This window comes from Glycomyces sp. NPDC050141, from assembly GCF_055586545.1.
The window spans coordinates 59,846-74,127 of the sequence record NZ_JBVJHZ010000003.1 but is presented as its reverse complement, the minus strand read 5'-3'; the positions used below and the strand labels follow the sequence as shown (position 1 = coordinate 74,127).

At 69.8% G+C, this 14,282-nt stretch carries 15 protein-coding genes; 1 reads left to right on the top strand and 14 read right to left on the bottom strand.

Annotation, left to right across the window (positions count from 1 at the left end; all coding sequences use genetic code 11):
• Nucleotides 1-26: 26 nt before the first annotated feature.
• The 7 genes from ACZ60M_RS02640 to ACZ60M_RS02610 form a co-directional block, all read right to left on the bottom strand.
• Nucleotides 27-710, bottom strand: coding sequence for an aggregation-promoting factor C-terminal-like domain-containing protein (locus tag ACZ60M_RS02640; RefSeq protein WP_465413989.1), 684 nt, complete (start codon nt 708-710; stop codon nt 27-29).
• A gap of 333 nt (nt 711-1,043) precedes the next feature.
• Entirely contained in the window at nt 1,044-2,129 is a 1,086-nt protein-coding gene (locus ACZ60M_RS02635) for an HAAS signaling domain-containing protein (RefSeq protein ID WP_465413987.1), read from the bottom strand.
• Nucleotides 2,130-2,185: 56 nt separating this feature from the next.
• Nucleotides 2,186-2,470: an HAAS signaling domain-containing protein gene (locus ACZ60M_RS02630; protein WP_465413985.1), complete on the bottom strand. Its 285-nt coding sequence runs from the start codon at nt 2,468-2,470 to the stop codon at nt 2,186-2,188.
• Between the two features lie 2 nt (nt 2,471-2,472).
• Nucleotides 2,473-2,802 carry a PadR family transcriptional regulator gene (locus ACZ60M_RS02625; protein ID WP_465413983.1) on the bottom strand — a complete coding sequence of 110 codons (330 nt, stop codon included), beginning with the start codon at nt 2,800-2,802 and terminating at the stop codon, nt 2,473-2,475.
• 93 nt (nt 2,803-2,895) lie between these two features.
• Nucleotides 2,896-4,374 (bottom strand): glutamate--tRNA ligase, encoded by a 1,479-nt coding sequence (gltX, locus tag ACZ60M_RS02620; RefSeq protein WP_465413981.1) that lies wholly within the window; start codon nt 4,372-4,374, stop codon nt 2,896-2,898.
• Nucleotides 4,375-4,429: 55 nt separating this feature from the next.
• Nucleotides 4,430-5,212 carry a fumarylacetoacetate hydrolase family protein gene (locus tag ACZ60M_RS02615; RefSeq protein ID WP_465413979.1) on the bottom strand — a complete coding sequence of 261 codons (783 nt, stop codon included), beginning with the start codon at nt 5,210-5,212 and terminating at the stop codon, nt 4,430-4,432.
• Between the two features lie 122 nt (nt 5,213-5,334).
• Nucleotides 5,335-5,676 carry a hypothetical protein gene (locus tag ACZ60M_RS02610; protein ID WP_465413977.1) on the bottom strand — a complete coding sequence of 114 codons (342 nt, stop codon included), beginning with the start codon at nt 5,674-5,676 and terminating at the stop codon, nt 5,335-5,337.
• Between the two features lie 212 nt (nt 5,677-5,888).
• On the opposite strand from ACZ60M_RS02610, the gene ACZ60M_RS02605 reads away from it, so the two are divergent.
• A complete protein-coding gene (locus ACZ60M_RS02605) occupies nt 5,889-7,004 on the top strand; it encodes a hypothetical protein (protein ID WP_465413975.1) in 1,116 nt (371 codons plus the stop codon).
• A 157-nt stretch (nt 7,005-7,161) separates the two neighbouring features.
• On the opposite strand, the gene cimA is transcribed toward ACZ60M_RS02605, so the two are convergent.
• The 7 genes from cimA to rimO all read right to left on the bottom strand — a co-directional run bounded on the left by cimA (nt 7,162) and on the right by rimO (nt 14,275).
• Nucleotides 7,162-8,808, bottom strand: a complete 1,647-nt coding sequence (gene cimA, locus ACZ60M_RS02600) for a citramalate synthase (protein WP_465413973.1) — start codon at nt 8,806-8,808, stop codon at nt 7,162-7,164.
• A 274-nt stretch (nt 8,809-9,082) separates the two neighbouring features.
• Nucleotides 9,083-9,874, bottom strand: a complete 792-nt coding sequence (locus ACZ60M_RS02595; protein WP_465413971.1) for a hypothetical protein — start codon at nt 9,872-9,874, stop codon at nt 9,083-9,085.
• Between the two features lie 81 nt (nt 9,875-9,955).
• The gene (gene pspM / locus ACZ60M_RS02590) at nt 9,956-10,747 is read right to left on the bottom strand and encodes a phage shock envelope stress response protein PspM (protein ID WP_465413969.1); all 792 of its coding nucleotides are present in this window, start codon (nt 10,745-10,747) and stop codon (nt 9,956-9,958) included.
• 17 nt (nt 10,748-10,764) lie between these two features.
• Nucleotides 10,765-11,625 (bottom strand): PspA/IM30 family protein, encoded by an 861-nt coding sequence (locus ACZ60M_RS02585; RefSeq protein ID WP_465413967.1) that lies wholly within the window; start codon nt 11,623-11,625, stop codon nt 10,765-10,767.
• A 115-nt stretch (nt 11,626-11,740) separates the two neighbouring features.
• Entirely contained in the window at nt 11,741-12,160 is a 420-nt protein-coding gene (locus tag ACZ60M_RS02580) for a helix-turn-helix domain-containing protein (RefSeq protein WP_465413965.1), read from the bottom strand.
• Between the two features lie 55 nt (nt 12,161-12,215).
• A complete protein-coding gene (pgsA, locus tag ACZ60M_RS02575) occupies nt 12,216-12,800 on the bottom strand; it encodes a CDP-diacylglycerol--glycerol-3-phosphate 3-phosphatidyltransferase (protein ID WP_465414209.1) in 585 nt (194 codons plus the stop codon).
• Complete coding sequence (gene rimO, locus ACZ60M_RS02570) at nt 12,794-14,275, bottom strand: 30S ribosomal protein S12 methylthiotransferase RimO (protein ID WP_465414207.1); 1,482 nt, start codon at nt 14,273-14,275, stop codon at nt 12,794-12,796. The genes pgsA and rimO overlap by 7 nt, the downstream gene beginning before the upstream one ends.
• Between the last annotated feature and the right edge of the window lie 7 nt (nt 14,276-14,282).

Sequence of the window (14,282 nt, the reverse complement as noted above, 5' to 3'; positions counted from 1 at the left end):
CGCTTGGATTCGAGCTTATGTTCCGGCTAGTACCAGCCGTTGGACTCGCTGTGCGACCAGGCGCTGCACGGGCTGCCGTAGCGGCCGTCGATGTAGTCGAGGCCCCAGGCGATCTGGGTGGCCGGGTTGGTCTCCCAGTCGTCGCCGTTGGCGGCCATCTTGTCGCCGGGGAGGGACTGCGGGATGCCGTAGGCGCCCGAGCCGGAGTTGTAGGCGGTCTCGTCCCAGCCGGACTCCTTGTCCCACAGGCTGATGAGGCAGCCGACCTCGTTCATGTCCCAACCCGCTTCGAGGGTCATGGTGCAGCCGATGGCCTGGTTGCCGGAGTACTCGGAGCAGTCGGCGGCGATCTCGACGCTCGACCCGGAGGACTCGGTGGTCTCCTCTTCGGCGGGCTCCTCGACCACGGGCTCGGGGACCTCGGCGGCCTCGGTCTTCTCGGTCTCCGCGGCGGGGGTCTCCTTGACGGGGAGGATGCTCTCCATCGGGGCGACCTGGTCCCACTGGCGCTCGGCGCTGCCGGAGGCGGCGACGATCTCGGCGGCGAGGAGGTCCTCGGCGGTCGGGTCGTCGGTGCCGATGATGGCGGCGCTGGCGCTGCTGGCGGTGCCGACGGCGAAGAGCACGGCGGCGGCGGACACGAGGACCCGTTTGCGGGCGGGGTGCCGCTGGGGGTCCTCGGCGCGGTGCTTCGCGCTGGAAGGCTTCATGCGGGTAAACATCGGGGCAACCCTAGGGGCCGAAACCCGGGGGACCGTACCTCTCGGTAATCACACCAATACGGCACACTGCTCGCTGCGAGCGTTCACATCGAGTGCCCGTCTCGCCCGATAGCGCCGGTATCGCGCCGGGTGCCCGGGCCCTCCTGGGACCCGGGGGCCGAGCCTCCCCCGAACGGCCCATTGACACCGGCCGCCCCGCCAGACCTTCTCCGACGGAGGTCCACTGAGATCAATGTCATAGAGGACGGTGAAGCTGCCCGTCTTGCCCGGAATAGGCGGAACCGGCCCTGCCTCGCGGCAGGACCGGTTCCCGGTCTCCGGCTACTTCGTCGGGGTCTCGCCCGGCGTGGCCGACTCGGCGGGGGTCGCGGGCGCTTCCCCGCCCGGCGTCGCCTCGGAGGTCGGGGCCCCGGTCGGCGGCACCGTGGTCATCTCGTCCTCGGGAGTCGTCGCCCCTTCCGCCGGGAAGGTCCCCTCGGTGCCCTTCGAGACGCAGAGCGGGTACTGGTAGCCGAGGTTCTCGTCGGGGCTCTCGACCTCTTCCTCGTACACGTCCCACTCCTCCGCCGTCGACTCGGTCGCGAACGGGTCCTCGGTGGCGATCCCGCACGAGTACGGGTCGCCGATCCACAGCGGGTTGCCGTCCTGGTCGAACAGGTACACGCCGGTGAGCAGGTTGCCGTTCTCGTCGTAGGCGTAGATGTCGCTGACATACGGGTACCCGCCCGCCTCTTCCGTGGCGGCGGGGATGTACCGCTGCGGAATGGCGCCGGTGAACATCCACGAGAACTGGTATCCGGCCAGCGCGACGAGTGCGACGCTTCCGGCGATCATCCAGCGGCGGCGGCGTCCCCGCCAGTCCATCGCCTTGGCGCCCAGGCGTATCGAGGCCCAGACGCAGACCAGGAGCATCGCGATCATGAGCAGCAGGCCGGGAACGGAGCCGAAGACCGAGAACCCGGTGACGTCGTATTGCGCGGAAGACAGCCAGTAGACGAAGAGGGCCGCCACCAGCGCACCTCGCAGGACCCACCAGCCGGGGCGCAGGCGCTCGCGCAGTTCGACGGCGTCGGCGTGGCCGGTGCTCACGGCGTACTTGTCGGCGGCGCCCCGGAAGCGGGCGAGGGACGGGGCAGCGAGGTCGGAGAGCTTGCGGCGCATGCGGACCGAGGCGCGCTCCTTGTCGACTTCGGCGGTGTCGCGCAGTTCGCGGGCGTAGGCCTCGGGGCTGCCGAGGAGGTCGCGGAGCGTCGCGCCGGGCTCGAGGTCGGCGGCGACCTCGGTGAGGTGGGCGTCGAGTTCGGACATGAGGTCCTGCCGAATGTGCGTGGGCAGGTCGTTCAGGTGCCGCTCGACCGCGGTCAGGTAGGACGCGATCTCAGTGGACCGGTCGGGTGTGGTCGTCATGGTGCTGCCCTTCTCGGCTGACCTTGTTCAAGCTGCGGTTGTCGGTGGCGTGGTGCTCATGCTGTGTAGACCGGTCGCGGCGGCGCGGCCGTTGCATAGTCCTGCTGGAAGGATTCGAGGGCGGCGCTGTAGCCGAGGGCCGCGGCGGCGCACTCCTCGGGACTGCCGAGGCGGCGCTCCAGGGTCTCGCCGGGCCGCAGTTCGGCGGCGACGTCGGCGAGGTGGGCGCGCAGTCCGGCGACGAGGTCGAGGCGGATCTCCTCGAGCAGGTCGGCGAGGTGGCGCTCGGCCGAGTCGCGGTAGGCGGCGACCTGGTCGTGCCGCACGGGGGTGTCGGTCATGGTCAGCCTCTCGTGGGCGCGTCGAACAGCACTCGCATCTTGGCGCTCACGTCCTCCCAGGCCTCGCGCGCTTGGCGGAGGTACTTCCGGCCCGGTTCGGTGAGCGAGTAGTACTTGCGGTGCGGTCCGGAGTCGCTGGGCTGCACGTAGGTGGACAGGTAGCCCGCGCGGTAGAGCCGCCGGAGCGTGCCGTAGACCGAGGCGTCGCCGAGGTCGTCGAAGCCCGCCGCGCGCAACCGGTTGAGGATCTCGTACCCGTAGCCGTCCTGGCGGTCGAGGACGCGCAGGACGATGATGTCGAGGAGGCCCTTGAGCAGTTGCGATCTGTCCACGCAATCCACAGTACCATGCATTGCACAGTAGTGGAGGCGCGCAAACGCGAACGGCCCCGTCCTTTGCGGACGGGGCCGTTGTGGCTGTAGCGCTTAGAGTGTCGCGCGGGCCGCGCGCATGCGGGCGAGGCTCACGTCCTTGCCCAGGAGCTCCATCGACTCGTACAGCGGCGGCGACACGGTCTTGCCGCTGATCGCCACCCGCACCGGGCCGAAGGCCTTGCGGGGCTTGAGGCCCATGCCGTCGACCAGGGCGGCCTTCAGGGCCTCCTCGATCGCCTCGGTGGTCCACTCGATGCCCTCGACGGCCGCGATCGAGGCGTCGAGCACCTGCGCCGCGTCGTCCTTGAACGTCTTCTTCGCGCTGTCCTCGTCCAGCTCGACCTCGGTGCCGCAGAACAGGAACCGCAGCATCTCCACGGCCTGCGCGAGCGTCGCGCAGCGCTCCTGCACGAGCGGCACGGCCACGTCGAGCACGTGCGACTGCTCCGCCGTGACCTCGGCGCCGAGCAGCCCGGCGGCCTGGAGGCGCGGCACGAGCATGTCGATGAGTTCAGCGGTGTCGACCGCGCGGAAGTGGTCCGAGCAGATCGCGTCGAACTTCCTCTCGTCGAACCTCGCCGGGTTCGACTTCACGTCGTGCAGGTCGAAGGCCTCCAGGAACTCCGCCACGGTGAACGTGTCGCGGTCGCCCGAGATCGACCAGCCGAGGGTCGCCACGTAGTTGAGCACGCCCTCCGGCAGGTACCCGGCCTCCTTGTACTGCAGGAGGTTCGAGCGCGGGTCGCGCTTCGACATCTTCTTGCCGCGCTCGTCCACGATGAGCGGCAGGTGCGCGTACTCGGGCTCGGCGTCGGCGATGCCCAGCTCCACCAGGGCGCGCCACATGACGATCTGGCGGGGCGTCGAGGGCATCAGGTCCTCGCCGCGGGTCACCATGTTGACCTTCATGATCGCGTCGTCCACCGGGTTGGTGAGCGTGTACAGCGGCGAGCCGTCGCCGCGCGCGATCACGTAGTCGGGCACCGTCCCGGCCGGGGTCGTGACCTCGCCGCGCACCGCGTCGCGGAACGTGATGTCCTCGTCGGGCATCCGCATCCGGTAGACGGGGTTGCGGCCCTCCGCGCGGAAGGCGGCCTTCTGCTCGTCGGTGAGGTCGCGGTCGAAGTTGTCGTAGCCGATCTTCGGGTCGCGCCCGGCGGCGCGGTGGCGGGCCTCGACCTCCTCGTTCGTCGAGAACGCCTCGTAGGCGTAGCCGCCGTCGAGGAGGCGCTTGATCACGTCCGCGTAGACGTCGAGGCGCTGCGACTGCCGGTAGGGCGCGAACGGCCCGCCGATGTCGGGCCCCTCGTCCCAGGTCATGCCCAGCCACGAGAGCGCCTCGAGCAGCTGGTTGTAGGACTCCTCGGTGTCGCGGGCCGCATCGGTGTCCTCGATGCGGAACACGAACTCGCCGCCCTTCGCCCGGGCGTAGCCCCACGAGAACAGGCAGGTGCGCACCAGGCCCACGTGCGGGGTCCCGGTCGGGCTGGGGCAGAAGCGGGTGCGGACAGAAGAGGATGGCGAAGCCATTCCGGTTCGGGGAAGAGCCGCTTGCGGCGGTTGGGCGGGGCGACGGGTGTGGGCGTTACTCACTGGGAACCACCTTGTTGGACAGCGTGCCGATACCGGCGATGGAAACGGAGACGGTCTCGCCTGCCTGGAGCGGGCCCACCCCGGCGGGCGTGCCGGTGAGCACCACGTCGCCCGGCAGCAGCGTCATCACCTGCGACACGTAGGCGACGATCGCGGCCGGGTCGAAGACCATGTCCTTGGTCGAACCGAGCTGGCGCACTTCACCGTTGACCTCGCAGCGGACCTCCGCGTCGGCCATGTCGACCTCGGGGGACGTCTCGATCCACGGCCCGATCGGGCAGAACGAGTCGAAGCCCTTGGCGCGCGTGAACTGCACGTCCTGCTGCTGGAGGTCGCGGGCGGTCACGTCGTTGGCGCACGTGTACCCGAAGATCGCGCTCTTGGCGGCCTCGCGGTCGAGCCCGCGCGCCCCGTGCAGGCCGATCACGACGGCCAGCTCGGCCTCGTGCTCGACCTGGTCGGCCACGGCCGGGAGCCGGATGGCCTCGCTCGGGCCGATCACCGAAGTGGAGGGCTTGAGGAAGAGCAGCGGCTCCTTGGGGACCTCGTTGCCGAGCTCGGCGGCGTGGTCGGCGTAGTTGCGCCCCACGCACACCACTTTGGACGGCAGGATCGGGGCGAGCAGCCGCACGTCGTCCAGGGCCCAGCGCTGGCCGGTGAACTTGATCTGCGCGAACGGGTGGCCCTCGATCTCGGCGGCGGTGGCGCCGGGGCCCTCGCCTTCGAGGACGGCGAAGGACATGCCGGTGGGTTGAGCGATCCGCGCGATCCGCACAGTCGGCCCCTCTCTGAGACTGGTTCGAAACCTTGCGGCCTCAGCTTAGTTCGGGGTCGGGGCAGGGTCGACGCACTATCGAGTACCGCGCGGGCACATCACTGGAAGCGGAGCACTGCGCGCTAGCGGACGAGCAGGAAGATGCCGCCGATGAGGACGGCGCCGGCGAGCGCGCCGACGACGATGCCCATGCCGAGGCGGCGGACCTTCCCGAACAGGCCGATGAAGAAACCGAGCACGCAGGTCAGCGGCGCGGCGATGAGCAGCGAGATCGCGGTCGCGCCGAAGCGGACCTTGAGGGTCTCGCCGAGGTCGCCCACGAGCACGAAGCCGAACGCGAAGGCGAGGATCACGAGCAGGACGAGGCCGAGGAAGAAGCCGGACATGAACCGGCGGCGTCCGTACACGGCCGAATCCGCGGCCATTGCCGCCGCGCGGGCACGATCGGTCTTGTAGGAAGTCACAAGTCAACTCTAGTACGGCCGCACCAGCGGCGCGGTGACGGCAAGCACCGCAACCGGGCCCTGCAGGCGTAGCCCGCGCGGTGTCTCCATTGGAAAACGCCGATCCGCATTGAACAGGGCGCGCGCCACCGTGACGCGCCGCCGTGAATGCGTGAAGAGTCGCACGCCGCGTGCAAAACTGCCGTATGCGCCGTTTGATCACACTCTTCGTATTGCTCGGGGCCCTGTTCATGGCGCAGGCGCCCGCCGGAGCGATCGACTCCAACCTTCCGCAGGCTTCCGCCTCCTTCAACGACCAGGTCTACAAGGTCGACTACGACGGCGACATCGTCTACTCGGGCGGGGTCTTCACCCGCGCCCGCAACACCGACGGCACGTTCTCGAACCGCACGTACCTCGCGGCCGTGAACTCGGCCACGGGGGCGCTCCTGCCGTTCGCGCCCGTCCTCAACGGATCGGTGCACGAGGTCAAGACCAGCGGCGACTACTTGTACATCGCCGGGAAGTTCACCACCGTCGACGGTGTCGCCCGCTCGCGCGTGGCCCGCTTCTGGCTCGACACCGGCAGGCTCGACACCACCTGGAACCCGAAGCCTTCCGCGACCGTCTACGCGATCGAACCGGTCGGCAACACCGTCTACCTGGGCGGCACGTTCCAGTCCGTCGGCAGCCTCGCGCAGCCGACCCTCGCGGCCGTCAGCGCCGTCAACGGCGCCCCGGTCACCGGGTTCAAGCCGGTGGTCGCCGAGGGCGCCGTCCGCGACCTCCAGTACGGCCACGACCGCCTGTACGTCGCGGGCGCGTTCGCCACCATCGGCGGCGAGAAGAAGTACGGCAAGCTCGGCGCGGTCAACCTGTCCACGGGCGCGCCCGACCCGTCCTTCGAGTCCAAGGTGTACGTCCTGACCCGCGAGGTCGAGGTCGCCGGGGACCGCGTGTTCGCGGCCCTGGACGGGCGCGGCGGCGAGATCCGGGCGTTCACCCGCAGCGGCGAGACGCTCTGGTACCAGGCCGTCGACGGCGGCATGCAGACCGTCGAGGTGTGGGGCGACTCCGTCATCGGCGGCGGCCACTTCGACAAGGCCTGCGTCACCAACCACGCCGGGCCCCTGGGCCAGTGCGTCGACGGGGTCCGCGCCCAGCGCGGGAAGCTCCTCGCGGTCGACATGAACGGGAAGCTCCTGGACTGGAACCCGGCCGCGAACGGCGTCGTCGGCGCCTGGGACGCGACCGCTCACCCGTCGGGCACGAACCTCACGGTCGGCGGCGCGTTCACGACCTTCGGCGGCGGCACGCAGGAGCAGAAGCGCCTCGCGGTCTTCGACTAGAGCGGCACAGCAAAAGGGCCCGATCAACTTGATCGGGCCCTTTTCACTTGCCCGCCGCACGATCGGCGCGGCCGGGGCGTTGGCACCGGTCTTGTGGACCGGGCCGTGTCAGGTGTCGCGCAGGCCGTTCATGGGGCGCCGCGCGGGTAGGCAGGAGTCAGGACTTGGCGAGGCCGCGCCGGTTGAGGCCGTACGCGAGGCCGTCGGCGAGGGCGTTCCAGGAGGCCTCGATGAGGTTGGGGGCCACGCCGACCGTGGTCCACTCCGCTTCGCCGTCGCTCATGGAGATGAGGACGCGCGTGACCGCGTCGGTGCCCTTGGAACCGGCGAGGATGCGGACCTTGAAGTCGGAGAGGGTCAGCTCGGCCAGGCGCGGGTGCCGGGCGGCCAGGGCGCTGCGCAGGGCCGCGTCGAGGGCGTTGACCGGGCCGTTGCCCTGCGCGGTGGCGATGACTCGCTCGCCGTCCACGTCGAGGCGCACCGTGGCTTCCGCGACCGTGGCGGAGGTGGGGTCGTGGTCGACGATGACGCGGTACGTGTCGAGCTTGAACGGCCGGGGCAGGCCGCCTTCGACCTCGTCGCGCACGAGCAGCTCGAAGGACGCGTCGGCGGCCTCGAAGGACCAGCCCTTCGACTCGAGCTCCTTGACGCGCTTGGTGATCCGGTCGAGCGCGGCCTTGTCGCCGGAGAGGTCGATGCCGAGTTCGCGGCCCTTGAGCTCCACGGAGGCGCGTCCGGCCATCTCGGTGACGAGGATGCGCATGTCGTTGCCGACGACCGCGGGGTCGACGTGGTTGTACAGGGCCGGGTCGGCCTTGATCGCGGAGGCGTGGATGCCGGCCTTGTGCGCGAACGCGGCGTGCCCGGTGTACGGGGCGTGCTCGTCGGGGGTCATGTTCGCGATCTCGGCGATCGCGTGGGAGATGCGGGTGAGCTGCTCGAGGCCGCCTTCGGGGAGGACCTTGAGGCCGAGCTTGGTCTCCAGGTTCGCGATGACGCTGAACAGGTTCGCGTTGCCGGGGCGCTCGCCGTAGCCGTTCGCGGTGCCCTGGACGTGCATGACGCCGGCCTGGACGGCCGCGAGGGTGTTGGCGACGGCGCAGCCGGTGTCGTTCTGGGCGTGCATGCCCAGGCGTACGCGCTCCTTCGGGAGGACCGCTTCGAGGCGGGACCGCAGGTCGGTGACGACGGTGGTGATGTCCGAGGGGATGCTGCCGCCGTTGGTGTCGCACAGGACGACCGCTTCGGCCCCGGCTTCGAGGGCGGTGCGGACGACGAGGGTGGCGTACTCGGGGTCGTGGCGGAAGCCGTCGAAGAAGTGCTCGCAGTCGATGAAGACCTGGCGGTCGTGCTCGCGGCCGGTGCGCACCGAGTCGGCGATCATCGCCAGGTTCTCTTCGGGGGTGGTCTTCAGGGCCTGCTCGACGTGGCGCATGTCGGACTTGGCGACGAGGCACAGCACGGGGGCGCGGGAGTCGAGGAGGGCCTGGAAGCCCGGGTCCTCGGCGGCGCTGGAGTGCGCGCGGCGGGTCATGCCGAACGCGACGAGCTTGGCGTGCTTGAAGTTCAGCTCCTCGGCCGCGCGGGCGAAGAACTCCGTGTCCGAGGGGATCGCGCCGGGCCAGCCGCCCTCGATGTAGTCGACGCCGAGTTCGTCGAGGAGTTCGGCGACGGCGAGCTTGTCGGCGACGGAGTAGCGCAGGCCCTCCATCTGTGCGCCGTCACGGAGCGTGGTGTCGAAGACGTGGAAGTCCCCGCCGCTGCTCGCAGATTCGCTGCCGGTTTGCGGGTCTGGTTGCGTCACTTGGTGCTCCAGTTTTCTACTTTTTTGGTCCGGCCGCTGCGGGGCCTACCTGAACGTTCGTTTGCCCTGAACGAAAAAGACCCCCTGCGGGCGGCAGGAGGTCTGGCGTTCGGCGGGTGCATCTAACGACGATGCTCCGCGGAACGCCCGCAGCTAATCATGAGCTGGAAGGTCACGAAAAGTAGTATGCCACCGGGCTCTGGCGCGAACCACCATTTCCCGCATCGTGGGATTCAGTGTGTCGCGGCGCAGTGTCGCGCCGGACTCGAACCGGTCACCAGTCGGCGCGCAGCGCCCGGCGCCGCTGCCACCACAGGACGAGGACCGCGCCGCCGACGAGCGCCACGGCCCCGGCCCCGATCCCGACGCCGAGGGCGGCGCCGGTGGTCGGCAGGGTCGGCTTCGGCGACTCGGAGGTCTCGGGAGCCTCAGGGGACGACGGGGTCTCGCTCGGCGGCGTCGACGGCGGGGCGCTCGGCGGCACCGCCGCGAACAGCCATTCCTGCGAGTGCAGACTCACGGGCACGTTCACCGCGAAGACCTCGGCGCCTTCGGCGGGCACGGCCACATGCTCCTCTTTTTCGGCAGGGTGCGCGAGTCCGAGCAGGTAGCCCTCGGGGGTGGCGAAGCGGAAGTCGGCATGCGAAGGGCGGTCGTCGAACACGATCGACCAGGGTTCGGCGTCGGCGCAGTCGGCCAGCTCCAGCGGCGCGTTCACGCCGTCGGGGCCGAGCGGGCCCGCGACCATGCACAGGCCGGTCTCGTCGTGCACGACGCGGAACGCGCCCTGGTTCTCCAGGGACTCTTCGGCCCCCGGTTCGAAGCGCCAGTGGTCGCTTTGGGTGCTGAGGAAGACGCCGCGGTCCGCTTCCCAGGCGAGCTTGAAGCCCTCGTACCCCTTGAGGTGGACCCCTTGCGGACCTTGCGGTACCTCGCCGGGGTCGAGGTCGGGGTCGGCTGGCGTCGGGCTCGCAGCGCCGGGGCCGTCGAGCTGCGCGGCGACTGGCAGCGCAGGGGCGGCGATCAGGGTTGCGGCGATCAACACCGGCAGCATCAGGGCTTTCACCCTGAAATTACATCAAATGAGGCATATTCACCTCGTGTCGCTCCGGTGCGCGTCTACCTCATCACCGCATGCAACCTTTTGTCACCCAGTGAGATTCGGGCCGACGCTCCCGCGGATCTCGCTCGCCGCGTCACCGGCCGCCCGCAACCGGTCGGCCGCGTCGGTGAGCAGGTCCAGCGTCTCGTCCGAGTGCGCCGACAGCGCCTGCTGCAACCCGATCGAACCGGCCAGGCACTCCCCCGCCGCGCTCACCATGTCCTCGTAGGCGGCCACGCCCGTCTCCAGGCGCTCCACCATCCGGTCGAGGTTCGCGCCCATACCGGCGCGCTTCACGTCGGGAGCGATCGCGATGGCCTCTTCGACGTCCTTGACGCCCAAGGCGAGCCGGTACAGCTCCTGCCCGGCCTTCGACGCCCCGGCGAGGATCGCGACCGCCTCGGCGTTCCCCTGCAGGCGCTTCGCCATCTGCTCGGCGGCGACCGTGGCCCGCTCCAGCCGCTCGTACGGGTGCAGGGCCCGGCTGCGGCGGAACTGCGCGCGGATGCGCCCGCGCCGGATCGCGTCGGCCGTCTCACCGAACAGGCCGCGCGCCTCCTTCGACAGCTGCGCGGGGCCGTGCAGCTCCAGGGAAGCGCGCTCTTCGGCCGGGATCGCGCGGGCCAGGCGCCGGTAGTCGAGCCAGCGGACCACCGCCATCGCGGTCGAGAACCCCGCGACCGTCACCCAGACCCCGTCGGGCGCACCGAGACCGGCGTAGGGCACGAAGAAGGCGCTGCCGGCGGCAGCGCCTCCCGCGGTCGCGGTCCAGGACTTGGCGGCGGACAACCGGGAGCGCAGGCGCTTGAGCGCGCGCTTGCGGTCCTTCGCGTCCACCGTAGGGCCCCTTCGGATCAGCTCTTGGTCTTGTCGGCCTCGGGCTCGGCCGTGCCCTCGTCGTTGCCGAGGGACGCGCGAATGTCGGCGAGGCGGGCGTTGGTGACCGACTCCTTCGACTCGATCGCCGGGCTGGCCTTGCCGCCCGACAGCTGCTCGCCCTCGAGCGAGGCGCGGATCTGGTCCAGGCGCGAGGCCCCGGCCATGTCGCGCGTGGCGCGGTTGACCTCGAGGAGGCGGCCCTCGACGGAGTTCGAGGCGAGCTCGGCGCGGCCCATGGCGCTCGCGTAGCGGCCTTCGATCTTGTCGCGGATCTCGTCGAAGTTCGGCACGTTGCCCGGGGCGGCGGTCTGCGACATCGACTCCAGCGAGGAGGCGATCGTCTCCTGCATCTTGGCCTGCTCGAGCTGGCCGAGGAGCTTCGTGCGCTCCTGCAGCTTCTGCTGCAGGATCATCTGGTTGTTCTCGACGGCCTTCTTGGCCTGGTCGGCAGCGGTGAGCGCCTGGTCGTGCATCACCTTCATGTCCTCAAGGGACTGTTCGGTGGAGACCAGCTGGCCCGCCAGAATCTCGGCGGTGGACTCGAACTGCTGCGCCTTCTGCTCGTCGCCCTCGGCACGGGCCTTGTCCGAGAGCACCAGGGCCTGGCGCGCCTGCGCCTGCAGACGCTCCACTTCGGCCATCGAGCGGTTGAGCTTCATCTCCAGCTGACGCTGGTTCCCGATCACAGAAGCCGCCTGCCCCACCAGCGCCTGGTGCTGCTTCTGCGCTTCCTCGATCGCCTGCTGGATCTGGATCTTCGGGTCGGCGTGCTCATCGATCTTCGCACCGAAGAGCGCCATCATGTATTTCCAGCCCTTGACGAACGGATTGGCCATTATCGGGGTCCTTCCGGTGATTGCAACGCCGACATGCCTCTAGTGTCGGACATCCGCGCCACTTGCGTGGGACAGGGTGACGCCTCAATCGCCAAAACTACATCATCAGTCGATTTCAAGCTGCCGCGCGGACCACCGAATCGGTCACCTCGCCACGACGGTGGCGGGACCGGACCTGAGCGATGGAAGCAGGCGCGGCCGAAAGCGCACGACGCCTGCGCGCGACCTCTTCCTGCGCCTCCTTGTCGCGAGGCAAAGGCAGCACCGCGACCTGGCGGCCCTGCGGCGATTCCTCGCCGCGCTCGTGGATCGCAACTTCACGCGAGACCTCTGCCAGCACCTCGGAGAGGCGCACCTGAAGTGCCCCGCACACCGAGGCCAGCAGCTCGCTCGACGGCTCCTTGTGGCCGCGCTCGATCTCGGAGAGGTACCCCAGACTCACGTTGGCCTGCTTCGACACGTCCCGCAGCGTCCGCTTCTGCGCGCGGCGGCGGCGCCGCAGGGTCTCTCCCAGCAGTTCCCGCAACAAGACCATTGGACTCTCCTCCGCGCCGCGATAGCTCAAACGAGCTTAGGTGGGTTCCGCAAGCCTATCTCGTACCGTTCGGCTCGCTCTTCTTCGTTTTGAATGCTTTCCAGAGGTAATCCATTCCCGTCACCACCGTGAGCACCAGCGCACCGCCCATCAACCAGGGCCCCACCGCGTCGAGCGGGGACGGCCACGGCCACAGGTACCAGGCCACCGCCGCGATCTGCAGGACCGTCTTGAGCTTCCCGCCCCGGTCGGCGGCGATCACCGTGCGCCGCAGCACCGCCATGCGCAGCGCCGTGATCCCCAGCTCGCGCACGAGGATGACGACGGTCACCCACCACGCCAGCTGGTCGTAGTAGCTCAGCAGGATCAGCGAAGTGCCGATGAGGACCTTGTCGGCGATCGGGTCGGCGAGCTTGCCGAAATCGGTCACCAGACCGCGCGAGCGCGCCAGCCAGCCGTCGACGAAGTCCGTCGCCGAGATGAACACGAACAGCGCGCAGGCGGCCATCCGCCAACCCGAGTGCTCCATGCCCGACAGGACCACGAACACCGCGAAGACCGGCACCAGGAAGATCCGGGCCACCGTCACCACGTTCGCGATGTTCCACGGCGAGACCGGCTGGTCCTGAGTGGTCACCAGGCCTCCTCGACGATCTCCGCCACGAGGTCGACACCGTTGGAGTCGATCACCTTCGCCGTCACGAAGTCGCCGGGCTCCAGGCCCTCGACCTCGCCGACCAGCGCGATCGAGCCGTCGACCTCGGGCGCTTGGTGGGCGCCGCGACCGTCCACGCCGTCGTCCTCCACCGACTCGACGAGGACCTTCATGACCTCGCCGACGCGGTCGGCGGCGCGCTGGCTCACCAGTTCGTCGACGAGCATGGAGACGCGGGTGTGGCGCTCGGAGACGACGTCCTCGTCCACGTGGCCGTCGAGGCCGACCGCTTCGGTGCCGTCCTCGTCGGAGTAGGCGAACACGCCAGTGGAGTCGAGGCGGGCCTCTTCGAGGAAGCCCATGAGCTCCTGCACGTCTTCCTCGGTCTCGCCGGGGAAGCCGACGATGACGTTGGTGCGGGCGCCCGCGAGCGGGGCGACGTCGCGGATCTGCTTGAGCAGCGCCAGGAAGTTGTCGGTGGAGCCGAAGCGGCGCATCCGGCGCAGCACCTTCGCGGACGAGTGCTGGAAGGACAGGTCGAAGTACGGCACCACTTTCCCAGTGCGGTGCATGGCCTCGATGAGGCTCGGGCGCAGCTCGGCGGGCTGGAGGTAGGAGAGGCGGATCCACTCGATGCCGTCGATCGCGGCCATGCCCTCCAGCAGGTGTTCGAGGGCCTGGGAGTCGGCGAGGTCCTTGCCGTAGGACGTCGTGTTCTCGGAGACGAGGTTGAGCTCCTTGACGCCTTCGGAGGCGAGCCAGGCGGCCTCGGCGAGGATCTCCTCGGGGGTGCGGGAGACGAACGAGCCGCGGAACGACGGGATCGCGCAGAACGTGCAGCGGCGGTCGCAGCCGGAGGCGAGCTTGAGGTTCGCGACGGGGCCGCTCGTGAGGCGCTTGCGCACGACCGCGAGGTGCTGCGGCGCGCCGGCCTCGAGCACCGCGCCGTCGGCCTGGGAGGCGCGCGAGTGGCCGGGGACGACGGCGGCGGCGCTCTGGCGCGCGGCCGGGGCCAGCGGCAGGAGCTTGCGGCGGTCGGACGGCTGGTGGGACTCGACCGAGCGTCCGGCGAGGATGTCGTCGAGGCGCGCGGCCATGTCCGGGTAGTGGTCGAAGCCGAGCACGGCGTCGGCCTCGGGCAGGCTCTCGGCCAGCTCCTTGCCGTAGCGCTCGGCCATGCAGCCGGTCGCGACGACCTTCGCGCCGGTCGAGGAGGCGTCGAGGAGGACGTCGATGGACTCGGTCTTGGCCTGCTCGATGAAACCGCAGGTGTTGACCATGACGACGTCGGCGTTCTCGCCGTCGTCGCTGATACGCCAGCCACCGGCGGCGAGGCGGGCGGCCAGCTCCTCGGAGTCGGTCTCGTTGCGGGCGCAGCCGAGCGTCAGGAGTGCGACGGACTTACCGGCTTCGCGCGCGGGCGATTCCTCGGAACGGGTCGAATGAGCTGCAGACACCAGGAAAGCG